At 70.2% G+C, this 26022-nt stretch carries 18 protein-coding genes; 6 read left to right on the top strand and 12 right to left on the bottom strand.

All coding sequences use genetic code 11. The annotated features are described in order from the left end of the window. Nucleotides 1–99 precede the first annotated feature (99 nt). The gene (locus C3B71_RS07030; protein WP_108967008.1) at nucleotides 100–2535 is read left to right on the top strand and encodes a DUF2339 domain-containing protein; all 2436 of its coding nucleotides are present in this window, start codon (nucleotides 100–102) and stop codon (nucleotides 2533–2535) included. Here the strand turns inward: C3B71_RS07030 and pdxT are convergent. Then, a complete protein-coding gene (pdxT, locus tag C3B71_RS07025) occupies nucleotides 2495–3058 on the bottom strand; it encodes a pyridoxal 5'-phosphate synthase glutaminase subunit PdxT (protein WP_108967006.1) in 564 nt (187 codons plus the stop codon). The two genes, C3B71_RS07030 and pdxT, sit on opposite strands and share 41 nt — an antisense overlap. Further along, nucleotides 3055–3984 (bottom strand): pyridoxal 5'-phosphate synthase lyase subunit PdxS, encoded by a 930-nt coding sequence (gene pdxS, locus C3B71_RS07020; protein ID WP_108967004.1) that lies wholly within the window; start codon nucleotides 3982–3984, stop codon nucleotides 3055–3057. Before pdxS ends, pdxT begins: the two co-directional genes overlap by 4 nt. Before the next feature lie 142 nt (nucleotides 3985–4126). Between pdxS and pdxR the strand changes: the two genes are divergently transcribed. After that, complete coding sequence (gene pdxR, locus C3B71_RS07015) at nucleotides 4127–5494, top strand: MocR-like pyridoxine biosynthesis transcription factor PdxR (protein WP_234416166.1); 1368 nt, start codon at nucleotides 4127–4129, stop codon at nucleotides 5492–5494. Nucleotides 5495–5529: 35 nt separating this feature from the next. Here the strand turns inward: pdxR and uvrA are convergent, their stop codons facing one another. Continuing rightward, the gene (uvrA, locus tag C3B71_RS07010) at nucleotides 5530–8382 is read right to left on the bottom strand and encodes an excinuclease ABC subunit UvrA (RefSeq protein ID WP_108969661.1); all 2853 of its coding nucleotides are present in this window, start codon (nucleotides 8380–8382) and stop codon (nucleotides 5530–5532) included. A 221-nt stretch (nucleotides 8383–8603) separates the two neighbouring features. Between uvrA and C3B71_RS07005 the strand changes: the two genes are divergently transcribed. Continuing rightward, the gene (locus tag C3B71_RS07005) at nucleotides 8604–9332 is read left to right on the top strand and encodes an ABC transporter ATP-binding protein (RefSeq protein WP_108966999.1); all 729 of its coding nucleotides are present in this window, start codon (nucleotides 8604–8606) and stop codon (nucleotides 9330–9332) included. Beyond that, the gene (locus C3B71_RS07000) at nucleotides 9329–11545 is read left to right on the top strand and encodes a hypothetical protein (protein WP_108966997.1); all 2217 of its coding nucleotides are present in this window, start codon (nucleotides 9329–9331) and stop codon (nucleotides 11543–11545) included. Before C3B71_RS07005 ends, C3B71_RS07000 begins: the two co-directional genes overlap by 4 nt. Before the next feature lie 52 nt (nucleotides 11546–11597). Here C3B71_RS07000 and C3B71_RS06995 read toward each other — a convergent pair whose 3' ends face one another. After that, complete coding sequence (locus C3B71_RS06995) at nucleotides 11598–12395, bottom strand: hypothetical protein (RefSeq protein WP_146752420.1); 798 nt, start codon at nucleotides 12393–12395, stop codon at nucleotides 11598–11600. 75 nt (nucleotides 12396–12470) lie between these two features. Between C3B71_RS06995 and C3B71_RS06990 the strand changes: the two genes are divergently transcribed. Then, nucleotides 12471–12755, top strand: coding sequence for a YciI family protein (locus tag C3B71_RS06990; RefSeq protein ID WP_073332442.1), 285 nt, complete (start codon nucleotides 12471–12473; stop codon nucleotides 12753–12755). Between the two features lie 62 nt (nucleotides 12756–12817). Here C3B71_RS06990 and C3B71_RS06985 read toward each other — a convergent pair whose 3' ends face one another. The 8 genes from C3B71_RS06985 to polA form a co-directional block, all read right to left on the bottom strand. Further along, nucleotides 12818–15307: an HAD-IC family P-type ATPase gene (locus C3B71_RS06985; protein WP_181574880.1), complete on the bottom strand. Its 2490-nt coding sequence runs from the start codon at nucleotides 15305–15307 to the stop codon at nucleotides 12818–12820. Between the two features lie 60 nt (nucleotides 15308–15367). Continuing rightward, nucleotides 15368–16435 (bottom strand): TerC family protein, encoded by a 1068-nt coding sequence (locus C3B71_RS06980; RefSeq protein WP_108966989.1) that lies wholly within the window; start codon nucleotides 16433–16435, stop codon nucleotides 15368–15370. Between the two features lie 313 nt (nucleotides 16436–16748). After that, entirely contained in the window at nucleotides 16749–18845 is a 2097-nt protein-coding gene (gene uvrB, locus C3B71_RS06975) for an excinuclease ABC subunit UvrB (protein ID WP_073332449.1), read from the bottom strand. Nucleotides 18846–18887: 42 nt separating this feature from the next. Continuing rightward, nucleotides 18888–19619: a transcriptional initiation protein Tat gene (locus tag C3B71_RS06970; protein WP_234416165.1), complete on the bottom strand. Its 732-nt coding sequence runs from the start codon at nucleotides 19617–19619 to the stop codon at nucleotides 18888–18890. Nucleotides 19620–19721: 102 nt separating this feature from the next. Then, nucleotides 19722–20315 carry a dephospho-CoA kinase gene (coaE, locus tag C3B71_RS06965; protein WP_108969659.1) on the bottom strand — a complete coding sequence of 198 codons (594 nt, stop codon included), beginning with the start codon at nucleotides 20313–20315 and terminating at the stop codon, nucleotides 19722–19724. A 92-nt stretch (nucleotides 20316–20407) separates the two neighbouring features. Next, a complete protein-coding gene (locus tag C3B71_RS06960; protein WP_073332455.1) occupies nucleotides 20408–20725 on the bottom strand; it encodes a DMT family transporter in 318 nt (105 codons plus the stop codon). Between the two features lie 245 nt (nucleotides 20726–20970). After that, a complete protein-coding gene (rpsA, locus tag C3B71_RS06955; protein WP_073332457.1) occupies nucleotides 20971–22422 on the bottom strand; it encodes a 30S ribosomal protein S1 in 1452 nt (483 codons plus the stop codon). 245 nt (nucleotides 22423–22667) lie between these two features. Further along, nucleotides 22668–25439, bottom strand: a complete 2772-nt coding sequence (polA, locus tag C3B71_RS06950; protein WP_396027150.1) for a DNA polymerase I — start codon at nucleotides 25437–25439, stop codon at nucleotides 22668–22670. Nucleotides 25440–25456: 17 nt separating this feature from the next. On the opposite strand from polA, the gene C3B71_RS06945 reads away from it, so the two are divergent. Beyond that, nucleotides 25457–25981 (top strand): PaaI family thioesterase, encoded by a 525-nt coding sequence (locus C3B71_RS06945; RefSeq protein ID WP_108966984.1) that lies wholly within the window; start codon nucleotides 25457–25459, stop codon nucleotides 25979–25981. Nucleotides 25982–26022: the final 41 nt, after the last annotated feature.

The raw sequence follows: 26022 nt of genomic DNA, 5'->3' as shown, positions 1-26022 counted from the left end.
CGCGCCGGACATGTCCGGCTCGATCACAATCCGGGCCGAGGGAAGTACTCCCCGTCGCGACGGCGTGACTTTGGCCCGCCAGGACCGGATCCTTGAGACATGGATACGGTCAGCAGTGAGCAGCTCGAAGAGATCATCGGGCGCCTGACAACCCTCGAACGCAAACTCGACTGGGTGGCCAAACGGATCTCCCGTGACGGGTACCCCCTCGATTCTGCGGCGCGTCCGCAGCCGCGCCCCGCGCCGGTCGCCTCCCCACCCGCCCGGCCGATAACTACGCGGACGTCGTCCTCCTCACCGGCCGCGGCTCCCGCGGTGCAACAGCCCCGGACCCCGGCCCTGGCCACATACCCGCCGTCCAAGCCCGTTCTGAAGGCGCCCTCCACCCCATCGCAGAAGGCCCCGACGGCAGTGGCCCCCAGCGGCGCCACGAGCGCCGCCGACAGCGACCCGTTCGCCATGCGGCCCATGCGGGAGAAGCGCAACGAGGGCAATATCGGCAGATACGTCCTGTCCGGGGCGGCCGCGTTCCTGATCGTGTCCGCCGCCGTGAGCCTCATAGCCCTGGTCTGGGACCAGATTCCCGACGTCGTGAAGGTAACGGCGTTGGGCGTCGTCGCCGTCTCCCTGGTCGCCGCGGGCACGGTCGTCAACCAGGAGGGGGAGCGGCTGCAGGTGGCGGCCGCCACCCTCACGGGCACGGGCGGTGCGCTCGGCTTCGTCGCCGTCATCGGTGCCGCCCTGATCGCCGGACTGAGCCCGGTCGCCGCCCTGGGACTGATGGTGGCCTGGGCCTTCGTGCTGCTGCTGGTGTCCTGCGTCACCGCGCAGTTCTTCACCGCCGTCATCTCCATGCTGGGGGCGCTGGTGACCGTCGGCTTCGCCACCTGGCAGGTGGCAACGCACCCGGAACAGGCGGTCCTGGCCTGGACCCTGATCGATATCTACACCGTCACCCTGGCCGTGGTGGCGGCGATACTGCCGCGCTTCACGCCGCGCATGCGCCTGGCGCCCTGGCTGCCGACCACCTCCATGGTGGTCACCGGCACCGTGCTGCTGGCCGGCCCCTCCCGGCTGCTGGTGGCTCAGCCGCTCACCGGCATCGTGCTGCTCGCAGCGCCCTGCGCGGTGCTCCTGGCGCAAGCGCATCACTCCACGCGTCTGCTGGCCGGAGCCGGAGCAAGGGAGGCCGCCGGATACGAGTGGGCGGTCACCGGCATCATCCAGGCGCTGGCGTTGCTAATCCTCGCGTCCGCTAACGACGTGACGTCGTCCACGCGCAATGGCATGGCCATGTCCTTCCTGGTCCTGGTCTGCCTGGCCACCGCCGCCCTGCTCCCGCAGCGAGCCACCTCCCCGTGGCTGCGCGTCGTCGCGGCCGTGAACCTGGGTACGGTGGTCTGCGTCGCGGCGGCCGTCTTCGCTTTGAATATCGCGCTGCTACCGCCTGCGGTGGCAGCGGTGGCACTGGCCGCCGTTCCCGTGGTACGTGTCGGTTACAGCGCCCCCGTGCTGGTGCTCCCGCTGTTCAGCACAGCCGCGCTGCTGGCAGTGTTCTCCCCCGATCGCAGCACCGTGATGCTGGCCATTCTGGCCGTACTCATCGGCGTGCTCCCGACCGCCCCTCTGGAGGCGCTACTGGCTCCACCGCCCCCGCATTCCGAGGAGCACGCGAACCGGCCCTCGTGGCTGTCCGCGGGGATGTGGGTCGCGGCCGGTCAGTTGGTGCTGATCATCCCCCGGCTGCTGGACCGGCTGGTTCCCGCCGGCGGTCTCGGCGGGGCCGGCCGGATCGCGGCGCCGCTACTGGCGGGTGCCCTGGCGCTGGCGTTGGCCGGCATGGGCGCGTTCACGCCCCAATGCAGCCCGCGCATGCTCGTCTCGGGTCGGCGCGCAGGACAGCTGGCGGGCGCAACCGACCTGCGCAGCCCGCTCGTGCCCACACCACCGGCTCTGGCGTGGCTGGGCGAGGCACTGTTGACGGCGCTGGCCGTCGCGGTGCTGGTACGCGCCGACTCCCTGGGCTCTCCGCTGCTGGCGGCGCCGTTGGTTGCCCTGGCGCTGGCCCTCGTGGTGGTCGGCGGGCGAATGCTGCTGCCCTGGCTGCGGCACTCCGCAATGTCACTCACCGTGACACTGACCATTGCGCTCTCGCAGAGCCTCGCCCTGTGGTGGTCGGTGATGATCCTCACCGGCGCATCCGCAGCTTCTCTGCTGATCACCGGTGTGGTGCTGGCGACCGGTGCCGCCTGCATCGTCATCGGATTCCGGCTGCGCGCCACCACACTGCGCCACTACGGGCTCACCCTGGTACTGCTGGTGGTGTTCAAGCTGGCCGTGGTGGATCTGGCCGGACAAAACTCGCTGTCGCGGATCCTGGCGCTCATGGTCGCCGGCGTCGTGTGCTTCGGGCTGTCGCTCGCATACAACCATTTCGCGCAGGAGCAGGAGCAGGCGGAGCACGGCGCGATCGGAGCCGACTCCGCCGGCGGCATCAGTCCAGCAGGTCGCGGTGGATCGTCGTATCCCCGGTGAGCTCGGGGTGGAAGGAGACGCCGATGATCCGCTGCTTCCCCTCCCCCTGCTCGACGCCGACGATCGCCGGCTCGGCCCCATAGCGGCCGCCGCCCTGCCAGGTTGAGCAGACGCGCACGCCGCCGCCCACCCGGGTCACGCGCGGTGCACGGATGAAGGCGGCCACGACGCTCCCGTGCTTCCAGGGCAGGCGGGCGGTGGCGGAGTCCGCCTGAGGGCCGAAGGCGTTGCGCTCGACGTCGACGTCCAGCACCCCCAGCGTCGCCAGGAGGATCAGGCCCGCACAGGTGCCGAGCGTCGGCACCCTGCGGGCGGCATCCCTGATGCCCTCGGTCAGGTCGAAGGCGGTCAGCAGCCGGTGCAGCGTCGTCGACTCCCCGCCTGGCAGCACGAGCGCCTCAATGCCCTCCAGGTCGCCGATCCGGCGCACCGGCCGGGGACGGTGGCCGAGCGCCTCGATCATGCGGGCGTGCTCGGCCACCCCTCCCTGAAGCGCCAGGACGCCGACGACGCGCCCGCTCACCAGCCGCGCTCCGCCAGCCGGTGCGGCGCGGGCAGGTCGGCCACGTTGATGCCCACCATCGCCTCGCCCAGCCCCCGGGACACCTCCGCGATCACGGCCGGGTCGTCGTAGGCGGCGGTGGCCCGGACGATCGCGGCCGCGCGGGCGGCGGGGTCGCCGGACTTGAATATGCCGGATCCGACGAAGACGCCGTCGGCACCCAACTGCATCATCATGGCGGCGTCAGCGGGGGTGGCGATCCCGCCGGCGGTGAACAGCACCACCGGCAGGTCCCCGCTGCGGGCTACCTCGGCCACCAGGTCGTAGGGAGCAGCCAGCTCCTTGGCGGCAACGTAGAGCTCGTCCTCACGCAGGCCGCGCAGGCGGGCGATCTCCTCCTTGATGGTGCGGATGTGACGGGTCGCCTCGGACACGTCCCCGGTGCCGGCTTCACCCTTGGAGCGGATCATGGCGGCGCCCTCGGCGATGCGCCGCAGGGCCTCGCCCAGGTTCGTGGCGCCGCAGACGAAGGGCACGGTGAAGCGCTGCTTGTCGATGTGGTGGGCGTAGTCCGCCGGCGACAGGACCTCGGACTCGTCGATGTAGTCCACGCCCAGGTGCTGTAGGACCTGTGCCTCGACGAAGTGGCCGATGCGGGCCTTGGCCATCACGGGGATGGAGACGGCGTCGATGATGGCGGCGATCAGGTCGGGGTCGGACATGCGGGCCACGCCGCCCTGGGCGCGGATATCGGCGGGGACGCGCTCAAGTGCCATGACGGCGACGGCGCCGGCGTCCTCGGCGATGCGCGCCTGCTCCGGGGTAACCACATCCATGATCACGCCGCCCTTGAGCATGTCGGCCAGGCCCCGTTTGACCAGGGGCGAGCCGGTGCCCACGGGAATGGCAGCGGAATCGGGGACGGCGGGAGTTTCGCGTGTGCTCATGGCGCCATGCTCACGACACCGGTGGGTCATTGTCAGGTCCACAACGGGGACAATTCTTTGGACCACCGGCTAGTCTGTGTCGGAGATGGCAGCGGTTTGCGCAGCGGACGCGCTCGGTTCAACAGGTATGGGAGGCGGTCGGGTGATCATCGACCACGGGCAGCCACTCCCCCAGCAGGTCGTGGTGGACATCCGCGGCCGCGTGGCGCGCGGCGAGCTCGCACCCGGGGACCCGCTCCCCGCCACCCGACTGCTCGCACGGGAGCTCGGCATATCGCGTGGGAGCGTAGTGACCGCCTACGAGCAGCTCGTGGCCGAGGGCTTTCTCACCGCCACGCACGGCGGCACCCGCGTCAACCCGGAGCTGCCCCGGCCGTTGCCGCAACGGCGTGCACGCCCCGCCGGCGCGCCGGCGGACTTTCAACCCACCGAGCTGAGGCCGGGCGCACCGGTCACCGGGGTCCTCACCACCGGCCTGTGGCGCTCCGCCTGGCGGGCCGCCGCCGCGGATCCGCGACCGCACCCCGCCTCCGGCTCCGCCGAGCTGCGCGAGCTCCTGGCCACCCATATTCGGCGCGCCCGCCAGGTCGACGTCGATCCGGAACGCATTCTGGTGACGGCGGGGGCGCGCGATGGCCTGCGGCTGGCCCTGGGCGCGCTGGGCGGCCGCGGGGGCGTCTCAGGCACGGGGACGCTGGCGGTCGAGGAGCCCGGCTACCCCTCACTCACCGGCATTCCCCGGGCGCTGGGCTGGCGCACGGTCCCGGTCGACACCGCCGCCTTCCGGGAGGCTCCCACATCGCCGGCACTTCCCGCCGGGGCGCAGGCGGTACTGGTGACGCCGAATCACCAGTTCCCGTGGGGCGAGCGCATGCCCGCCGGGCAGCGCCTGTCCCTGTTGGGGGCGGCGCGCCGGGCGGAGGCGATGATCATTGAGGATGACTACGACGCCGAGCTGCGCAGCACGCCCGCGCCCCTGCTGTCCCTGGACCCGGGCGAGCGGGTCATCATGCTCGGCTCCTTTGCGAAGACCCTGAGTCCCGCCGTCGGCCTGGGCTACCTGGTGGCGCCCGCGCCGCTGCTGGAGCGGATGCGCCCGCTGTGCGTGCCCGTGTCCGGGATCGTGCAGGACGCGATGACCCGCTTCCTCGCCCAGGACGGCCTGCGCCGGCACGTGGCCCGGGCGCGTCGGATCGAGCGGCAGCGGCGGGCGCTGTTCACGGAGGTGTTCCCGGAGGGCGTACCCATGGAGGGTGGGCTCCACGCCGTCGTCCTGCTGGCGCCGCAGGCGGATGAGGCGGGCGCCGTGGCCGCGTGTCACCGCGCGGGTTTGGGAGTCGCCGGAATGTCCGCGTACTGGGCCTCCCCGGGAGCGGCAGCCGGCCCGGGCGTGGTGCTCGGCCTGGGCGCGCGCACGCCCGAGCGCCTGCGGGAACTGCTGATGCGGCTGCGAGAGGCGCTCACCCCCTACGGCCCTAGGCCCCGGCCGGAGCGCGCCGCCCGGGACTAGCGGAGCCGGTCCGCAGCCCCGGGCGGCGGAGCCGGTCAGCTCGCCGCCCGGCGCTGCTCGAGCAGCTCCTTGAGGTAGTGGCCGGTCCAGGAGCCCTCGACCTCGGCGACCTGCTCGGGGGTGCCGGTGGCAACCACGGTGCCGCCGTTCTTGCCTCCCTCGGGGCCCATGTCGATGATCCAGTCGGCGTTGGCGATGACATCCAAGTTGTGCTCGATCACCACCACGGAGTTGCCCTTGTCCACCAGTCCCTGCAGTACCGCCAGGAGCTTGCGGATGTCCTCGAAGTGCAGGCCGGTGGTGGGCTCGTCCAGCACGTAGATGGTGCGTCCGGTGGAGCGGCGCTGCAGCTCGGTGGCAAGCTTGACGCGCTGGGCCTCACCGCCGGACAGGGTGGTGGCGGCCTGCCCCAGGCGCACGTAGCCGAGTCCCACCTCCACCAGCGTGTTCAGGTGGCGGGCGATGATGGGGGTGGCGGCGAAGAAGTCGGCGGCCTGGCTGATGGTCATGTCCAGGACGTCGGCGACCGTGGCGTCCTTGTAGCGGATCTCCAGCGTCTCCCGGTTGTAGCGGGCGCCGCCGCACACCTCGCAGGGCACGTACACGTCCGGCAGGAAGTTCATCTCGATCTTGAGGGTGCCGTCGCCCTTACAGGCCTCGCAGCGGCCGCCCTTGACGTTGAAGGAGAAGCGACCGGGGCCGTAGCCGCGCACCTTTGACTCCGGCACCTGCGCGAAGATCTTGCGGATGTGGTCCCACACGCCCGTGTAGGTGGCCGGGTTGGAGCGCGGCGTGCGGCCGATGGGCGACTGGTCCACGTGCACGACCTTGTCCAGGTTGTCCAGGCCGCGCACGGTCTTGTGCCGCCCGGGCACGCCCCGGGCGTGGTTGAGCCGGTTGGCCAGTACCTGGTAGAGGATCGAGTTGACCAGGGAGGACTTCCCGGAGCCGGACACGCCGGTGACGGCCGTGAACACACCCAGCGGGAAGGTGACGGTGACGTCCTTGAGGTTGTTCTCCCGGGCGCCGACGACGGTGACCGCCTTCCCCTTGACGGGCTTGCGGCGGCTGGCGGGCACCTCGATGGCGCGGCGGCCCGCCAGGTAGTCGCCGGTGACGGAGCCGCGGGCCCGAAGCAGGCCGGCGACCTCGCCGGCGTAGACGACCTGGCCGCCCTTCTCCCCCGCCCCGGGACCGATGTCCACCACGTAGTCGGCCGAGCGGATGGTCTCCTCGTCGTGCTCCACGACGATCAGGGTGTTGCCCAGGTCCCGCAGGCGCTCCAGGGTGTCGATGAGGCGGGCGTTGTCCCGCTGGTGCAGGCCGATGCTGGGCTCGTCCAGCACGTACAGGACGCCGACCAGCCCGGAGCCGATCTGGGTGGCCAGGCGGATGCGCTGTGCCTCGCCCCCGGACAGGGTGGCGGCGCCGCGGGACAGGCTCAGGTAGTCCAGGCCGACGTCGACGAGGAAGCCCAGGCGGGCGGCGATCTCACTGAGGACGCTGCCGGCGATCTGCGCGGCCTGGCCGGTCAGCTCCAGCCCGGCCAGGAAGTCACGGCACTCGCTGATGGACAGGTCGCACAGCTGGGCGATGGACTTATCGCCCACGCGTACGGCCAGTACTTCCGGCTTGAGCCGGGTGCCGTTGCAGACGGGACAAGGGACCTCCCGCATGTACCCCTCGTAGCGCTCCTTGGACCATTCGGACTCGGTCTCGTCGTGCTTGCGCATGACGTAGTTGAGGGCGCCCTCGAAGCCGGTGGAGTAGATGCGCTCCCGGCCCCAGCGGTTGCGGTAGCGGACCTTGATCTCGAAGTCCTTGCCGCGCAGGATCGCGTCCTTGGCGCGCTCGGGCAGCGCGCGCCAGGGGGTGTCGACGTCGAAGGACAGTTCCTCGCCCAGCGCCTTGAGCTGGCGGGTGAAGTACTTCTGGTGGCTGGCCCAGGGGGCGACTGCGCCCTCGGCCAGGGTGAGTTCCTCATCGGGGACGACGAGCTCGGGGTCGACCTCCAGTCGGCTGCCGATGCCGGTGCAGGCGGGGCAGGCGCCGTAGGGGGCGTTGAAGGAGAAGGTGCGCGGCTCCATCTCGTCCAGTTGGAGCGGGTGCTCGTTGGGGCAGGCACGTTTCTCGGAGTAGCGGCGGGTGCGGCCGGGGTCGTCCTCGGGCAGATCCACCAGGTCGATGATGACCAGGCCGTCGGCGAGCTCCAGGGCGGTCTCCACCGAGTCGGTCAGCCGCTGGCGGATGCCCTCACGCACCACCAGCCGGTCGACGACCACCTCGATGTTGTGCTTGAGCTTCTTGTTCAGGGCGGGCACCTCCCCCAGGCGGTGGGTGGCGCCGTCGACGCGGACGCGGGAGAAGCCGCGGCCCTGCAGCTCGGTGAACAGTTCGGTGTACTCGCCCTTGCGGCCGCGGATGACGGGGGCGAGCACCTGGAAGCGGGTGCCGTCCTCCATCTCGCGGATGTGGTCGACGATCTGCTGAGGGGTCTGGGAGGAGATGACGGCGTCGCAGACGGGGCAGTGCTGGATGCCGGCGCGCGCGTACAGCAGGCGCAGGTAGTCGTAGACCTCGGTGACGGTGCCGACCGTGGAGCGGGGGTTGCGGGAGGTGGACTTCTGGTCGATGGACACCGCCGGTGACAGCCCCTCGATGAAGTCGACGTCGGGCTTGTCCATCTGGCCGAGGAACTGGCGGGCGTAGGAGGACAGCGACTCCACGTAGCGGCGCTGCCCCTCGGCGAAGATCGTGTCGAAGGCGAGGGAGGACTTGCCCGAGCCGGACAGGCCGGTGAAGACGATCATCTTGTCCCGCGGGAGGTCGATGCCGACGCCCTGCAGGTTGTGCTCGCGGGCGCCACGGATGATGAGGGAGTCGTTCACGGGGTCAGAGTGTAGGGCCAAGGCCCCGCTTTCGTACACCCGTTCGACTGTGTGAGGCGAGGTGCCGCCGATGCCTTGGACACGAGTAGGACCCGACGCGGCGCAGGCCTTCAACGTGGCGCGAGTCTTTGCGTGTGTTGCGGCGGCTAGGAGCGGACTCACAACTATGTTTGTTCAGACACATAGGCGTTGCCGTTCTCCAACCACCGAAACGGATCCCCATGGACGCAAACCCGTCAGCAACGGCTTCACGGCCCGCGAATGAAGTACTGGCCGTCCAGGGCCTCACCGTCTCCTTCGGGGAGCGCACCGTCCTGGACGCCCTCGACCTGACTCTGCAGGCTGGCAGTACCACCGCACTGATCGGCCCCTCCGGCGCCGGCAAGAGCACCCTGCTGTCCGCCATCCTCGGGCTGCTGCGCGCCGACGCCGGCTCCATCACCATCTGCGGCGAGGCCATGCAGGCCGGCAACAGCGCAGCCACCGCCCGCATCCGCCGCGAGCACATCGGCATGGTCTTCCAGGACGGCTACCTCATCGATGAGCTGACCCCCGTGGAGAACATCATCGTGCCGGCGCTGGTGGCGGGCGTGCCCGCCGCCGACGCCGAGGAGCGCGCCCACTCGATCCTGACCGAACTGGGACTTACCGTGCAGGAGCGGGCCACCTCCTCCTTCTCCGGCGGTGAGCGCCAGCGCATCGCCATCGCCCGCGCACTCATCAACTCCCCGCAGCTGCTCATCGCTGATGAGCCCACCGGTTCGCTGGACCCCGCCAACCGGGACCGCGTCATGGACACGCTGATGGCCCTCCCGACGCAGTTGGGCTGCGCCATTCTGCTGGTCACCCACGACCCCGTGGTCGCGCAGCGCGCAGATCACGTCATGGCGCTGGCCGACGGGAAACTGACCGCGACGGTTCACCAATCCGGGCAGGCGGCGGACCGATGAACCGTCGTCTGCTGTCCGGTCTGCTGCGCATCGGCACCAGCCTGCGGCACTCGGAGTCCCGACTGCTCGCACGCACCCAGACCGTGGCCTTGTTCCTGGGGACCTGTCTGTTGTGTCTGAGCCTGGCCGGCCTCGCACTGACCTGGTTCGGGGATGCCCTGCACCGGGAGCGCGCCGAGTCCATTGCTCCGCAGCTGTGCGACGCGCAGGAGGCCACCGTCCTGTACCGCTTCGGCGGGTTCACCCAGGTGAACAACCGCCCGGTCACGATCATCGTCCTCGCCCCGCTGAGCGACGACGCCCCGCTGCCTCCCGGCGTTGCAGAGTGGCCGGAGCCCGGCGAGGCCGTGGTCTCCCCCGCCCTCGCCCGGGACCTGACCGGGCAGTTGGAGGGGCTGTTCGGCCCCGTCTCAGCTCAGATCGGCCTGGACGGCTTGGAGGTGCCGCAGGAGCGGCGCGTGTACCTGCGCCCGACCGACCAGGCACTCAACGCGGATGCGATGGAGTCGATCTGCGGCTTCGGCGCCACGATTGAGGGTGGCGCCTACGCAGGCTCAGGCTCGCTGAACGCCTCGCCCGTGGCGGAGGTCCTGCTGCTGGTGGCCGGGGTGCTGCTCCTGCCCGGCCTCGGCGCGACCGCCTCCGCCTCCTCGCTGCGCGGGGAGGAGAACCGGCGGCGTATCACCGCCCTGGTGACCTCCGGCCTGCGCCGCCGCGACCTGGCGGTCATCGACCTGGCGGAAACCTGGCCGGGAGTCCTCGGCGGCTTTGTGCTCGCGGGGGCGCTCACCGGCGTTGCCATGTACGTGGATGTGCGCGTGCCGTGGGTGGACGCCTGGTTCCCGGCCGCGGATACGCGCCGGTTGGCCGGCCCCATTGTTGCCGCCCTGCTGATCGGCGCGGTGCTTGCCGTCACCATTGTGCTGCTCGGCCGCGGGCGCGGCCGCCACGTCGCCGCTCCCCGGCGGCATCACCGCCGCTGGAAGAAAGCCAGCCCGACGCTGCTGCTCATCTGCGGCTTGCTTCTGGCGATTTGGTTCCCGCTGTGGAATCCAGGAAGCAAGCTAACGGACTTTGTATACGCGGCTGGTGTAGTACTCACGGTACTGGCGCTGCCCGGCGTGGTGACGGCGCTGTCCGCCTGGTGCGGTCGAATGCTGGCCCGCTGGGGCTACCGTCGCGGTCACGCCGGACGCCTGATCGCGGGCCGCCAGTTGGTGTCCTTGTCCAAGGCCAGTAGCCATCTGGCACTGGCGATGACACTCGCACTACTGGCCGGAGGCCAGATACAGCTGTGGGCCGGATCCATGTCCCCGCAGTACTTCGAGTCGGTAGAGACACTGGACAGGTGGGGTGAGAAAGTCGCCGTCCTTGACCATCTAGATGCGGCCGCTGCTCCCGAGGATCTGGTTGCGCTCTTGCCCAATGAGGTTGGGGCATTCTCTGCCGGATTCGACTTCGACGAGTCGGATGCGGCCGACGCAGAGCCGATGCCCCATATCGAAGCCAGCTGCGAGCTGCTGTCCTCCTGGGGTCTGGAATGCGCCCAGCAGCAGGTCTCGGCCACCGAACTGTTGACGAACGTTCCCGTCCTCGGGCAGGTGTACGAACTCGCCGGTGCAACCGACATTGAGATCACTCCGACGGCCGCCCCCGGCCAAATCATGCGCGGTTACGAGACCGGCAGCGGCGTTTACCTCATGTCGGTGAACGGCGCGGACCTAGATATGCGCAGGATCGAGCGGATGCTGCACGCCAATGCCCCTGGTGTGCAGGTGTTTTGCCAGCCGCAGGAGTGGATTACCGCCGGTCAGGTGCAGTACATCCGCTCCCGCTGGACCGTGACCCTGGGCGCCGTGGGGCTGTCGGTACTGGCGATCGTGCTCGGGCTGGCACTGGCGCATGACTCCGCGCGCGCCGCCCGCAACCTGGCGCCTGTGGGTGCTCTGTCCGGTTCGGTGTCCTGCGCGGCCTCGACGGCCCGCTGGCGCACCGGTGTGATCGTGCTCGTGTCCGGCCTAACCGCGACGGTCCTCTACCTGATTCTGCCCCTAGGCCAGGCGAGAGTTGCCACGAACAATGACAGTGTCCTGTGGCGTCCCAGTCCGGCCTACGCGGCCGTCTGCTTGGCGATTACGGTATTGGTGGCAGCCGTTGCCAGCATCAGCGCGACGCGTGCCACCGGCCGTGCCACCCGCCGCTGGCGACCCTGACCTCCCGTACACATCTCACCGGTCCCTCGCCCGGCTCCATAAGCCAGCCCCGTCAGCGGTTGATCAGGAACACCGGCTCCGGAGATTGCGCTGAGCCGTCGACGAGCACATAGCCGATCCCGTCCAGGCAGAAGTTCGCGATCTCAACGCTTCCGTCCTCCGGATAGACCTCAGCGGCACCCTCGCGCGCAGGACCCACGGGGTGCGAGTCTGCGTAGGCCTGCACTGCGCCGATGGGATCGACCACCTTCAGCGCGGTGTCGAGCTGGAGTACCAAGTGCCAGTCCCCTCCTTCGGCGAGAACCGTGCCGCCGGAGTACCGGAAGGCCACGGTCCCGTTCGCCGTCCAGTAGGGAAGGCCGCCGACCTTGGTCTGGAGCGCGAAGTCGAAGTCGTGCGGGTACGCGATACCCTCGGGCATCGCGTCATGCCGGGCATCGAAGAACGCGGGCTCCAGGGATGCATCCACGCCGTCGTCATGCTCGCGCCACCGCCGTGCCCACAGCTCGAGCAGCACCGGCGTACCCTCGGGGGCGGTAGCCGCTGCATCACTCAGATCTTCGAAGTCGAGCAGCGCAACACAGTTGCGGCCCGTGCCCGGCTCCCAGAAGGCACAGACACTGCCGCGCTCGCACTTGAACACGAACATGACCTGACCCGCAGGCGTGTGAGGCAGCTGCGCCGACTCGCCGGCCTGGAGGAGGAAGGACATCGGCAGGCCGCACTCGGCGCACAACGGCCAATCCCTGCCGACAGGCCAGCCGAGCGGCAGACCACCCACCTTCACGACCTCGCGGGGAACCGGCGACTGCGGCGCCTCGATAGTCCACTCCGGAATACGGCTCAACATGGCGCGAGCGTAGCCGATCGAGGACGCGAATCCCGGAGGCCGACGTCCTGGCCGGAGGATGGCTAGGCTGACGGCATGAGCAAGATCTTCGCCGTCGAGTACCACTACGTCACCGACCAGGACGAGGCCATGGCCGACCTCCGCCCCACCCACCGCGCCTTCAACGCCGCGCTGGCCGAGCAGGACCGGCTGCTCGCCGCCGGCCCCTACGTGGGCACGCACGACGCGCTCATCGTGGTGCGCGCCGACGACGCCGCCGGCGCCCTGGCCCTGCTGGAGGAGGACCCCTTCAACCAGGCGGGCTTCATCGCCGAGCGCATCCCCCACGAGTGGAACCCGGTGATCGGCGTCCTGGCCTGACGGTCCTCCGGCCTCCCTGTCTCACGGCCAGGCTCCCCCGCGCCCGCCGCGGTTAAGCGGGTTCAGTTCACCAGGCCGCGGCCATGCAGGTATGCGACCAAGCGCGGGCGCAGCAGGTAGACCGCCTCAATGCCCGCCACCGCGGCGGCGGAGACGATCAGGATCACCCACCAGGTGCCCGCCGCGGGCCAGGCCAGCAGGAAGAAGTCGCGCACCGCGGGCACGAACACGCCCAGCACCGCGATCCCGGCCATCGCCGCCACCAGGCCGAGCCGCCAGCCCAGCAGCGGCCGGGCCGTCAAGGTGAGCAGCCACAGTCCGGCGCAGACCAGCACCAGGGTGGCGCCGGTGGTCACCTGCGCCTGCTCCGCCCCGGAGGCCACCAGCCAGGTGCGGGCCGCCAGTGTGGCGCAGCCGGCCACCAGCCCGGCCGGCACCGCCAGGGTCAGCACCCGCCCCAGGAAGCCCGCCCGGTAGCGGCGGGAGTTGGGCGCCAGCGCGAGGATGAAGGCGGGGATGCCGATGGTCAGGGACGACACGATGGTGAGCTGCCGCGGCAGGAACGGGTAGGCGATGGCGGTCAGGGACACCACCACGGCGATCAGCGAGGCGTAGACCGTCTTGGCCAGGAACAGGGAGGCGATGCGCTCGGTGTTGGCCATGACCCGCCGCCCCTGCGCCACCACGCCCGGCAGGGCGGAGAACTCCCCCTTCAGCAGCACCAGGCGGGCGACCGCCTTGGTGGCGGGCGCCCCGTTGCCCATGGCGATGCCCAGGTCGGCGTCTTTCAGAGCCAGGGCGTCGTTGACGCCGTCGCCGGTCATGGCCACCACCCGGCCCCGCGACTTGAGCGCCCGCACGAAGGCGCGCTTCTGCTCGGGAGTCACCCGCCCCAGCACGCTCGCACCCTCCAGGGCGTCGGCCAGGCGCTTGGCCTCCGGGCCGTCCGGGTCCGGCTCCTGCGACAGGGTGCGGGCGTCGACGGCGACCGGCGCCCCGCCGTCCGGGCCGGTTACGCCCGCCCGACGGGCGACGGCGGCCACGGTGTCCGGGTTGTCCCCGGAGATCACCTTCACCTCCACGCCCTGCTGCCGGAAGTAGTCGAGGGTCCGGGCGGCGTCGGGGCGGATCTCCTCGGCCAGCACCGCCAGCGCCGCCGGCTCCAGTCCGCCGGGCAGCAGGTGGTCCTCGGCGTCCTCGCCGCAGGGTTCGCTCGAGCAGGCCAACGCCACCACCCGGGCGCCATCGGCGGCGCGCTCACGCGCCCGCGCCAGCACGACGTCCGCCCCCGGGGCGGTAGCCAGGATGATCTCGGGGGCGCCGAGCACCCAGGTGACGCCGTCGTAGCGGACCGCCGACCACTTGCGCCGTGAGGAGAAGGGCACGGCCGCCTCCACCGTGCGAGCTCGGGCCGCGGCGGCCCGCTCCCCCAGGTACCGCTCCTCGGTCAGGCCACGGGCAATGGCGACGGCGGTGGCGTTGGGATCCTCGCCGTCGCTGAGGGCGGCCAGGGCCTCCAGGACCCCCCGGCCCGGGGCGCCGCCGTCGGGGCCGGTGACCTCTTCCAGGCGGATGGATCCGGTGGTGACGGTGCCGGTCTTGTCCAGGCACAGGGTGTCCACGCGGGCCAGCACCTCGACCGCGGGCAGCTCCTGCACCAGCACGTTGCGGCGGGCCAGAGCCAGGGAGGCCGTGGCGAAGTTGACGGAGGTGAGCAGCACCAGCCCCTGCGGCACCATGCCGACCACGCCCGCGATGCCCGCCACCAGTGCCGCCTGCCACTGCCCGGAGGTGAGCGCCTGCGCCACGCCGCCGTTCTGCCGCAACTGCGACCAGAACAGCAGCAGGGCGACGGGCACGATCACCCAGGAGATCCAGCGCAGCACCCGGTTGGTGCCCTCCTGCAGTTCGGAGGTGACCACCGAGTAGCGGCGCGCCTCCCGGGCCAGCCGGTGGGCGTAGGCGTCGGCGCCGACCGCCGTCGTCCGCACCAGAGCCGTGCCGGCGGTGACGGTGGTACCGGACATGACCCGGTCCCCCGGACCGGGACGGACGGAGGCGGACTCGCCGGTGAGAATGGACTCATCCAGCTCCAGGTTGTCACTGGCCAGAACGACGGCGTCCGCGGGCACCTGCTCGCCGCTGCGCAGCCGCAGCACGTCGTCGAGCACCACCTCCGCCACCTCCACGTCCTGCTCGACGCCGTCACGCAGGACATGCGCGCGGGGGGCATCCAGCACCGACAGGCGGTCCAGGGCCCGCTTGGCGCGCACCTCCGCGATGGTGCCGGTGGCCGTGTTCAGCAGCAGCACGAAGCCGAACAGGGCGTCCTTCCAGGAGCCGAACAGGAGGATCAGCACCAGGGCCGTGCCCAGGATCGCGTTGAACACCGTGAAGACATTGGCGCGCAGGATCGCGACCGCCGAACGCGAGGTCGTGTCCCGGAAGGCGTTGGTCTGCCCCGCCGCTACGCGCTGAGCGACCTCCCGGCTCGTCAGCCCGGTCGTATCCGCGGCCTCTGCGGGCACGGTAGCGGTGGATGTCGGGTTCACGGGTTCAGCATGTACTTTCCAGCCCGGAAATTCCTGAGAAGCTCTCAGCGTGTCCGCGGCTCAGGCGCCGGACTGTGCCGTGACGGCGCCCTCGGATTCGCCGATGGCGTTGCTGCTGCCCGCGGCCTCCCGTGCGGCCCGGCGGGCCCGGTGCCGGGAGACGAGCACGGAGGCGGCCACAGTGATCAGGATGACCACCACGATGAAGCCGAGCGAGGCGCCGATGTCCGGCTCGGGGACGATCTCCCAGGGCTCGCCACCGTTGATGAAGGGCACCTCGTTGGTGTGCAGGGCGTGGTTGACCAGCTTGAATCCGATGAAGGCCAGGATGGCGGCCAGTCCGTAGTGCAGGAAGATCAGCCGGTCCAGCAGCCCGTCGATCAGGAAGTACAGCTGCCGCAGGCCCAGCAGGGAGAAGGCATTCGCGGCGAAGACCAGGTAGGGCTCACTGGTCAGGGAGTAGATCGCCGGGATGGAGTCGACGGCGAACATGACGTCGGCGGTGCCGATGGCGATCACGCACAGCAGCATGGGGGTGATCATGGTGCGTCCGGCGTGGCGGTGAATGAGCTTGCCGCCGACGAATCCGTCGGTCATGGGCACGACCTTGGCCACCATGCGCACAAAGCCGGTGGGGTGGTACTCCTCATCCTGGTGCGCGTCGGGCTCCTCCAGGCCCTCACGGGCCTGGGAGAAGGCGGTCCACAGCAGCCAGGCGCCGAACAGGTAGAAGATCCAGGAGAAGTTCTCAATCAGCGCGGCACCGGCGAGGATGAATGCCAGGCGCAGCACCAGGGAGATGATGATGCCGGCCAGCAGCACCTCCTGCTGGTACTTCCGGGGCACCCGGAAGGCGGAGATCATGATGACGAACACGAAGAGGTTGTCGATGCTCAGCGCCTTCTCGGTGATGTACCCGGCGAAGTACTCCTGGCCGTAAGTGCCGCCCCAAATCGCCCAGACGATCCCGCCGAAGGCGACGGCCATGGCGATATAGCCGATCGACCACTGTGCCGCCTCTTTGAGAGTGGGCTCGTGCGGGGTGCGGACGTGACCGACGATGTCGATCGTGATCATCGTGATGATGATGGCGGCCAGGGCGAGCCAGCCGAGGGCGTGGACATCCACTGCATGTACCTCCGGTACGGTGCTGGTACCGGAGGTCTCCCCCCGCCAGGGGCGCGACTGCGTGCCGCGCCTGCTGGCCTGCGACGCCGGGGGCCGGGGCTGCCGCGGTGCGGTTGCCGTCCGGTCCGCCGTGATGACGACGTCGCCGTTGCTGGGAGTACTCCCCTCCGTATGGGCTTATGGGCCGAGTCTATCGCCGCGGGGTGCCGGACCCGCCACCCCCGCGCGGCCGGAAACGGTGTGTGTTTGCCGACGTCGACGACGCCGCGGCCCGCTGCGCAGCACGCCCGGGCGCGGCGGACGCACCGCCGCATCAGGCGGTGGCCCGCATGTCCCGCAGCTCCTTCTTCAGATCCTGGATCTCGTCGCGCAGGCGGGCGGCCAACTCGAAGTGCAGATCCTCCGCGGCGGCGTGCATCTGGTCGGTCAGCTCCTGGATCAGCCCCGCCAGGTCGGACTGGGCCGTCCCGGCGAGCTTCTCGCGCACGGTCGCCTCGGCCGCCTGCTTGCGGCGGGAGACGACCTGCTTCTCCTCGTGTCCGCGGTAGCCGCCGGCCAGCAGCTCGGCGGTGTCCACGTCCTCCCGGGCGAGCATGTCGGTGACGTCGGCGATCTTCTTGCGCAGCGGCTGCGGGTCGATGCCGTGCTCGGCGTTGTAGGCCAGCTGCTTGGTGCGGCGCCGCTCGGTCTCCTCAATGGCCTCCGTCATGGCGGGGGTGACCTGGTCGGCGTACATGTGCACCTCACCGGAGACGTTGCGGGCGGCCCGCCCGATCGTCTGAATCAGGGAGGTGGAGGAGCGCAGGAAGCCCTCCTTGTCGGCGTCGAGGATCGCCACCAGGGAGACCTCCGGCAGGTCCAGGCCCTCGCGCAGCAGGTTGATGCCGACCAGCACGTCGAACTCCCCCAGCCGCAGCGAGCGGAGGATCTCCACGCGGCGCAGCGTGTCGACGTCGGAGTGCAGGTACTCCACGCGCACGCCCCGGTCGGCGAGATAGGTGGTCAGGTCCTCGGCCATGCGCTTGGTCAGGGTGGTGACCAGGACGCGCTCGTGCTTCTCGACGCGACGGCGCACCTCCTCGAGCAGGTCGTCGATCTGCCCCTCGGTGGGCTTGACCACGATCTTGGGGTCCACCAGCCCGGTGGGGCGGATGATCTGCTCCACCACGCCGTCGGCGCGCTGGAGTTCATACGGGCCGGGGGTGGCGGACAGGTAGACGGTCTGCCCGACCCGGTCCTCGAACTCGGCGAAGGTCAGGGGCCGGTTGTCCAGAGCGGAGGGCAGCCGGAAGCCGTGCTCCACCAGGGTGCGCTTACGCGAGGCGTCGCCCTCGTGCATGGCGCCGATCTGGGGGACGGTCACGTGGGACTCGTCGATCACCAGCAGGAAGTCCTCGGGGAAGTAGTCCAGCAGCGTGTTGGGGGGCGTGCCCGGGGAGCGGCCGTCGATGTGCATCGAGTAGTTCTCCACGCCGGAGCAGGTGCCGATCTGGCGGAGCATCTCCAGGTCATAGGTGGTGCGCATGCGCAGGCGCTGCGCCTCCAGCAGCTTGCCGTCGCGCTCCAGCACCGCCAGGCGGTCGGCCAGTTCCTCCTCGATGCCGGCGATGGCCCGCTCCATGCGTTCGGGCCCAGCCACGTAGTGGGAGGCAGGGAACACGTAGACCTCGTCCACCCGGTCAATGACCTCGCCGGTGACCGGGTGCAGGGTGGCCAGGGCGTCGATCTCGTCGCCGAAGAACTCGACTCTGATGGCCAGCTCCTCATACATGGGGATGATCTCCACCGTGTCCCCGCGCACGCGGAAGGTACCGCGGGTGAAGTCGATGTCGTTGCGCGTGTACTGCATGGTGACGAAGCGACGCAGCAACTCGTCGCGGTCGATCTGCTCCCCCACGCGCAGGGGCGTCATGCGGTCGACGTACTCCTGGGGGGTGCCCAGGCCGTAGATGCAGGACACGGAGGAGACCACCACCACGTCCCGGCGGGTGAGCAGGGAGTTGGTGGCGGAGTGCCGCAGCCGCTCAACCTCGTCGTTGATGGAGGAGTCCTTCTCGATGAAGGTGTCCGTCTGGGGGACGTAGGCCTCCGGCTGGTAGTAGTCGTAGTAGGAGACGAAGTACTCCACCGCGTTGTTCGGCAGCAGTTCGCGGAACTCGGCGGCCATCTGGGCGGCCAGGGTCTTGTTGGGCTCCAGGATGAGGGTGGGGCGCTGCACCTGCTCCACCAGCCACGCCGTGGTGGCCGACTTGCCGGTGCCGGTGGCACCCAGCAGCACGATGTCCTTCTCCCCCGCGTTCAGCCGCTCGGTGAGCTCGGCGATGGCGGTGGGCTGGTCGCCGGACGGGGTGTATGGGCTGATGACCTCGAAGCGCTTCTGGGCGCGCTGCAGGTCGGTGACAGGACGCATGGCCCAAGGCTACGTCGCAGCCCTCCTGGCGTTCCACGTGCCTCAGGACGTCGTTGTGCGCTGGTCGCAGCCGCCCCACTCCACGGCGGTGAACCCCTCACGTGAGGGGCCGGGGATCAGTTCCTGCTTGGGAACCGGATCGGCGGGGACGTCGCCGATCACCAGGTAGACGCGGATGAAGACCTCGGGGGTTAGGGGCTCTCCATCCGTGGTGAAGCTGTAGCTGGCGATCGCCGCGTGCTGCTCGGCGGCAAAGGTGATGAGCACCTGTTCGGTGGCCTGAATCCGCGGAGCCCAGAAGGTGATGGACTCGGCGGCCTCGCGCTCCGTCAGCCCCAACACGGCTAGCTTGTCCTCCAGGAAGGCGGTGACCTCGTGCGCCTGGACCACGAATCCCTCGGTCTGTGTCATGAGCGCGGGGTTGATGCCCTCCCAGAACAGGTAGGGGTAGCTGCGCGAGCCGGCGTCGGTGAGGGTCCCGTCGGGACTGGCGGTGACCTGCCAGCTCACGCCCGTGGATGTGACTGCCGGCTCGGGGTAGGTGAAGGTGAGTTCGCCGGCGTAGTCCAGTGCCACCTCGATGTCGGTCTGCTCGGGCGGGTATAGGTAGAGCACCGGCTTGTATGCCACCGGCTCCTCCGTCTGCCGGTCACGGTGACCGTGATCATCTTCACGATCGTCCTGGTCGGCGGTGGCGCAGGCCGCCAGACCGGCGATGAGGGCCGCGGAGGTCAGCGTGAGGGCGGCTCGTCGGGTCAGAAGCGGGGCGCGCATGATGGAGGTCCTTCCTTGGTCCATTACCGGCCGGCCCGGTCGGGGCCTGGCAATGAGGCTATTGCGCCCGCGCTGGTATTCCTATGGGGAGCACTTCCCGGCCTACCTGCATCCCGCCCGCATGGCGGAGAGCCGCTGCCAGAGCTCCCCCACGGCCAGTGCCAGCTGCCCCCGGGTGCCGGAGTTGGACAGTACGACGTCGGCGACGGCGCGGCGCTCGGCGTCGGAAGCCTGGGAGGAGATCCGCGCCAGGGCCTGCTCACGCTCCAGGCCGCGCTGCGTCAGACGCGTCAGCCGGGCCTCCAGCTCGGCCTCCACCACGACGACGACGTCGAACAGATCCTGCATCTGCTCCTCCACCAGGAGGGGCACGTCGTAGACGGCCACCTGCCCGGCAGGGACCGCTTCCAACCGAGCCCACGCCTGCTCGGCGATACGTGGCAGCAGAATCTCCTCCAGCCGGGCGCGCCGCACCGGGTCTGCAAAGACGATCCGCCCCAGCGCGGCCCGGTCCAGGGCTCCGTCGGCATTGAGCAGCTGCTGCCCGAACTCGGCCACCACGGCGTTCAGGCCATCGGTGCCGGGCGCGACCACCTCTCGGGAGACGGCGTCGGCATCCACAACCACCGCGCCGTGCTCGGCCAGCAGTCGGGCGACCTCCGACTTGCCCGCGCCGATACCGCCGGTCAGCCCCACGTACAGGGCGCGGCCTTCGGGGCTGCGCACGGGCAGGCGGCGCGGGCGGTGGGCGGCGTGCGAGGCGTTAGTCATGGCACCATCATGCCCGCCTAGCCCTCGGCCAGTTTCAAGCCGGCCACACATGCGACCAGCCCCGTGAGCAGCAATATCCGTACCAGGGACACCGGTTCGGCGCCGGTGGCCATGGCCCACACCGCGGTCGTGGCGGCCCCCACCGCGGTCCACACCGCGTAGCCGGTACCGACGGGGATCTCACGCAGCGCGTATGCGAGCCCACCCATGGAGGTAAAGCACGCGGCGAAGAAGACGAGCGTCGGCACCAGGCGTGTGAGCCCCTCTGAACGGCTCAGCGCGGTTGCCCAGACGGCCTCGAACAGGCCGGAACCGATCAAAATCAGCCAGGACATGTATGCCCCTTCCATGGGGCCGTCCCCGAGTGTTACCCATGGGCTCCGGGTCGTCCCGGGCAGCGCCAGGTTATCAGCGGTCCAAACTGAGGGAAGTAATCCATACAGAGAAAAGCGGTCCAGACGCGCCATGTCGAACCGGCCCACACGCGATTGGGGCCCGCCCACCGGGTGGTGGACGGGCCCCAATCGTGGTTGCTCATCGGCCGCGAGGGCCGAGGCGAGTGCCGCCTGTGCGGCCGAGGTCAGTTGCCGGTCAGCTTCTCGCGCAGTGCGGCGAGCGCCTCGTCGGAGGCCAGCGTGCCGGTGGCCTCGGGCTGAGCCGAGGAGAAGGAGGTGGCGTCCGCGGGGGCGGCGCTGCCGTCCTCCTGGTCCTCCTCCAGAGCGCGCGCGACCTGGGCCTTGTGGGCCTCCCACCGGGCCTGCGCGGCCGCGTACTCGGCCTCCCAGGCCTCGCGCTGCGCCTCGTAGCCCTCGAGCCACTCGTTGGTCTCCGGGTCGAAGCCCTCGGGGTACTTGTAGTTGCCGTTCTCGTCGTACTCGGCGGCCATACCGTACAGCGACGGGTCGAAGTCGTCGGAGTTCGGGTCGACGCCGTCGTTGGCCTGCTTGAGCGACAGGGAGATGCGGCGGCGGTCCAGGTCGATGTCGATGACCTTGACGAAGACCTCGTCGCCGACCTTGACGACCTGCTCGGGCACCTCCACGTGGCGCTGAGCCAGCTCGGAGATGTGCACCAGGCCCTCGATGCCGTCCTCGACGCGCACGAACGCGCCGAAGGGGACGAGCTTGGTGACCTTGCCGGGCACGACCTGGCCGATGGCGTGCGTGCGGGCGAAGGCCTGCCACGGGTCCTCCTGGGTCGCCTTCAGCGACAGGGAGACGCGCTCGCGGTCGAAGTCGACGTCGAGCACCTCGACGGTGACCTCCTGGCCCACCTCGACGACCTCGGACGGGTGGTCGATGTGCTTCCAGGACAGCTCGGAGACGTGGACGAGGCCGTCCACGCCGCCCAGGTCCACGAAAGCGCCGAAGTTGACGATGGAGGAGACCACGCCGGTGCGCACCTGGCCCTTCTGCAGGGTCTGCAGGAAGTTGGTGCGAACCTCGGACTGGGTCTGCTCCAGCCAGGCGCGGCGGGACAGGACCACGTTGTTGCGGTTCTTGTCCAGCTCGATGATCTTGGCCTCGAGCTCGCGGCCAACGTAGGGCTGCAGATCGCGCACGCGACGCATCTCCACCAGGGAGGCGGGCAGGAAGCCGCGCAGGCCGACGTCGAGGATGAGGCCGCCCTTGACGACCTCGATGACGGTGCCGGACACGACGCCGTCCTCCTCCTTGATGCGTTCGATGGTGCCCCAGGCGCGCTCGTACTGGGCGCGCTTCTTGCTCAGCAGCAGGCGGCCCTCCTTGTCCTCCTTCTGGAGAACCAGGGCCTCGATCTCGTCGCCGACGGAGACAATCTCCTCGGGGTCGACATCGTGCTTGATCGACAGTTCGCGAGCGAGGATGACGCCCTCGGTCTTGTAGCCGATGTCAAGCAGGACCTCATCGCGGTCCACCTTGACAACGGTGCCCTCGACGATGTCGCCGTCATCGAAGTACTTGATGGTCTCGTCGACGGCGGCGAGGATCTCCTCGGTCGAGCCGATGTCGTTGACGGCGACCGGGGCGGGGCTGGGCGTGGTTGTGGTCATTGAGTGGTTGCTCCGAATATGGACAGAAGGGTCGGGTCAGTAGATTCCACACGTCCCCCGCCGCGCGGGCCGGCCCGGACCGGCACCGCACCACGGTTGGGTGCCGCGAACGGCGCCTAGGGGCGTGCGCGTCAGACCATACCAGCACGTTCCCAATCCGTGACTTGTAGGCGGGTCACAAACCGTGCCCGCATTTGCGTGGAATACCTCACGCCGTCCTCCTGAAGCACGCCCACGGCGAAGGATCAGTGGGCGGCGTCACGCCAGGTGGCGCCGCGTCCCACGGACACGTCCAGGGGCACGGACAGTTCGGCCGCACCGCTCATGCGCGTGCGCACCAGCTCCTCGACGGCGTCGGCCTCCCCGGGAGCGACCTCCAGCAGCAGCTCGTCATGGATCTGCAGCAGAATGCGCGAGCGCAGGCCGGCGGCGACCAGGTTCTCGGCGACGTCAACCATGGCCTGCTTAACGATGTCGGCGGCGCTGCCCTGGATGGGGGCGTTCAGGGCGGCGCGCTCGGCCATCTCCCGGCGCTGCCGATTGTCGCTGTTCAGGTCCGGCAGGTAGCGGCGGCGACCGAACATGGTTTCGGTCCATCCATCGCGGCGCGCCTGTTCGACCACGTGCTCCAGGTAGTCGCGCACGCGGCCGAAGCGGGCGAAGTACGCCTCCCGCAACGCGGCCGCCTCGGCGGTGTCCACACCCAGCTGCCGGGCCAGCCCGAAGGTGGACAGCCCATAGGCCAGCCCGTAGCTCATGGCCTTGACGTGGCTGCGCTGCTGGGGGGTGACCTCGTCGACGCCGATGCCGTGCACCATGGCTGCGACGTAGCGGTGCAGGTCCTCCCCGGAGCGGAATGCCTCGATCAGGGCGGCGTCGCCGGACAGGTGCGCCATGATGCGCATTTCGATCTGGGAGTAGTCAGCCGTCAGCAGGCACTCGTAGCCGGCCCCGACGGTGAAGGCCTCGCGGATGCGCATGCCCTCCTCGGTGCGGGCGGGGATGTTCTGCAGGTTCGGGTCGGTGGAGGACAGCCGGCCGGTGGCGGCGATGGTCTGCTGGAAGGTGGTGTGGATGCGACCGTCGGGGAGGATGGCCTTGCGCAGCCCCTCCACGGTCTGGCGCAGCTTGATGGCGTCGCGGTGCTCGAGCAGGTGCTCCAGGAACGGGTGACTGGTCTTGGCGTACAGGGAGGCCAGCGCGTCGGCGTCGGTGGTGTAGCCGGTCTTGGTGCGGCGGGTCTTGGGCATCTTCAGTTCGTCGAAGAGCACCGTCTGCAGCTGTTTGGGGCTGGAGAGGTTGAGTTCGTGCCCGGCGGCGGCGAAGGCGCCCTCGGCGGCGTGGGTGACGCGGGCGTCCAGCTCGGTCTCGCGCGCGGCCAGGACGTCGTCGTCGACGGCGATGCCGGCGTCCTCCATTTGCGTCAGGGTGGCGGCCACCGGCATCTCCAGGTCGGTGAACAGTTCCAGCACGCCCCGCCGGCGCATCTGCTCCTCCAGAGCCCGCTGCAGGGGCAGCAGCACGGCGGCGCGGCGCGCGGCGGCCAGCGCCGCGGCCGCCGGGGCGTCGCCGGCCAGGGAGTCCAGGTCGAAGGCGGTCTGCGGCTGGTCGTCGGGCGCGGCGGCCAGCGCCTCCAGGTCGATGCCGAGCCACCGTTGCGCCAGCGAGCCGACGTCGTAGGAGCGCTGTTCGGGGCGGCACAGGTAGCCGGCGAGCGACGGGTCGGCCACCACCCCGTCCAGGTCGATGCCGCGTGCGTGCAGGGCGTGCCAGGAGCCCTTGGCGTCGGCCACAACCTTGGGGCGGTCGGCGTCGGTGAGCAGGGAGAAGAGGGCCCGTTCATCGGTGGGGTCGAGCAGGGACAGGTCCGCGACCAGGGCGACGACGCCGTCGGAGACGGCGACCATGGTCGTGTCCCCCCGGCCGGGGTGCAGGGTGCCGACCACGTCCAGCCCGAGCGAGTCCCCCTCGCCCGAGGGCAGGTTCGTCTCCAGCCAAGCGGCAACGTCGCCCGGGTCGACGTCATGCCCGACGGCGGCGATGCGCAGATCCTCCAGGCGGGCGGCGGGCGAGTCGGGGTCACCGGGCCGATCGGCGGCGTCGGCGAAGGGCAGGACTCGCTCGGAACGCTGCTGGAGGTTGCGGAACTCCAAAGCGTCCATGATGCGGGCGAGTTCCTCCCGGTTGGCTCCGGTGAGCTTGAGGTCGACGGCGGGGTCGAGTCCCAGGTCCAGGTCGGTGAGCAGATGGTTCAGGCGGCGGTTGCGCAGCACGTCGTCGAGGTGGTCGCGCAGGGACTGGCCGGCCTTGCCCTTGATCTGGTCGGCGTTGGCGATGACCCCCTCGAGTCCGTCATACAGGCGGATCCACTTGGCGGCGGTCTTGGGGCCAACCCCGGGGACGCCCGGCAGGTTGTCGGAGGTCTCGCCTACCAGCGCGGCCAGGTGCGGGTAGCGCTCGGGGGTGACGCCGTAGCGTTCCTCCACCTCGGCGGGGGTCATGCGCCGCAGCGTGGACACGCCCTTGATCGGGTACAGCACGGTGCAGTGCTCGGTGACCGTCTGGAAGGAGTCGCGGTCCCCGGAGCACACCAGCACCTCCATGCCCTCGTGCTGCCCCTGAGCGGCCAGGGTGGCCAGGATGTCGTCCGCCTCGTATCCGGGGGAGGTCACGGTGGGGACGCCCATGGCGTTCAGTACGTCCTGCAGCAGTTCCACCTGTCCGGCGAAGGCGGGCGGGGTCTCATCGCGGGTGCTCTTGTACTCGGCGTACTCGCGGGTGCGGAAGGTGCCGCCGGGCAGGTCGAAGGCAACCGCTACGTGAGTGGGCTGCTCCTGCTCCAGCAGGGACAGGAACATGGACACGAAGCCGTACACCGCGTTGGTGGACTGGCCGGTGGTGGTGGTGAAGTTCTCGACCGGCAGGGCGTAGAAGGCGCGGAAGGCCATGGAGTGCCCGTCGATGAGGAGGAGCGTTCCGGCGTCCGGGGTGGCGGGGCTGGTCTCGATGGTGCTCACCGTGACAGCCTAAGGGCATGAGCGAAAAGGAACCCGCATCTGGCGGCCCGGACGTGCCCGTGGCCTTCCCCGCCGCTTCCGTCCGCCCGTTCCCGGTGCCCAGGCCGGCCGGCTCCGCGGTTTCGGCCACCAGTGCGCTGGGAACTTCTGGACTGGCGGACGCGCAGGCCGGCACACTCATGTCGACCCTGCAAATGGAGCTTCAGGAGCGTTCGGCCGAGCACACCGTGGTGCGCATGCCGGTGGACGGCGCCCGGCAGGTCACCGGGGTACTGCACGGCGGAGCCAGCGCCGCGCTGATAGAGACGGCCGCCTCCGTGGCGGCGCGGGAGAGCGCGCCCACCGGCACGGCCCCGGTGGGCACCGACCTGCAGGTCAGCCACCTGCGGCCGGCGCGACGCGGCTGGGTGACGGCGGTGGCCACCCCCCTGCACCGCGGTCGGCGCACCGCCGTTTACCGGGTGGAGGTCAGCGACGAGAGCGGACGCATCGTTGCGCACGGCACTCTGCGCTGCCTGTATGTGGAGGTCGACGGCGCCTGAACCGTCCGGGCCGTATCCCCGCCCGGACGCCGGCGGCCGTC

It is taken from the genome of Actinomyces sp. Z16, from assembly GCF_003111765.1.
Lineage (GTDB): Bacteria > Actinomycetota > Actinomycetes > Actinomycetales > Actinomycetaceae > Actinomyces > Actinomyces glycerinitolerans.
This window is presented reverse-complemented; position numbering and strand designations above follow the sequence as displayed.

Excerpts from the sequence above, each read along its gene's own strand:
- C3B71_RS06970 (WP_234416165.1), bottom strand. The coding sequence starts at position 19,619 with ATGCGCGCCCCGCTTCTGACCCGACGAGCCGCCCTCACGCTGACCTCC.
- C3B71_RS06945 (WP_108966984.1), top strand. The coding sequence starts at position 25,457 with ATGAGCGAAAAGGAACCCGCATCTGGCGGCCCGGACGTGCCCGTGGCC.
- C3B71_RS06995 (WP_146752420.1), bottom strand. The coding sequence starts at position 12,395 with ATGTTGAGCCGTATTCCGGAGTGGACTATCGAGGCGCCGCAGTCGCCG.
- uvrB (WP_073332449.1), bottom strand. The coding sequence starts at position 18,845 with ATGCGTCCTGTCACCGACCTGCAGCGCGCCCAGAAGCGCTTCGAGGTC.
- rpsA (WP_073332457.1), bottom strand. The coding sequence starts at position 22,422 with ATGACCACAACCACGCCCAGCCCCGCCCCGGTCGCCGTCAACGACATC.
- C3B71_RS07030 (WP_108967008.1), top strand. The coding sequence starts at position 100 with ATGGATACGGTCAGCAGTGAGCAGCTCGAAGAGATCATCGGGCGCCTG.
- C3B71_RS06990 (WP_073332442.1), top strand. The coding sequence starts at position 12,471 with ATGAGCAAGATCTTCGCCGTCGAGTACCACTACGTCACCGACCAGGAC.
- C3B71_RS06960 (WP_073332455.1), bottom strand. The coding sequence starts at position 20,725 with ATGTCCTGGCTGATTTTGATCGGTTCCGGCCTGTTCGAGGCCGTCTGG.
- pdxS (WP_108967004.1), bottom strand. The coding sequence starts at position 3,984 with ATGAGCACACGCGAAACTCCCGCCGTCCCCGATTCCGCTGCCATTCCC.
- C3B71_RS07005 (WP_108966999.1), top strand. The coding sequence starts at position 8,604 with ATGGACGCAAACCCGTCAGCAACGGCTTCACGGCCCGCGAATGAAGTA.
- C3B71_RS07000 (WP_108966997.1), top strand. The coding sequence starts at position 9,329 with ATGAACCGTCGTCTGCTGTCCGGTCTGCTGCGCATCGGCACCAGCCTG.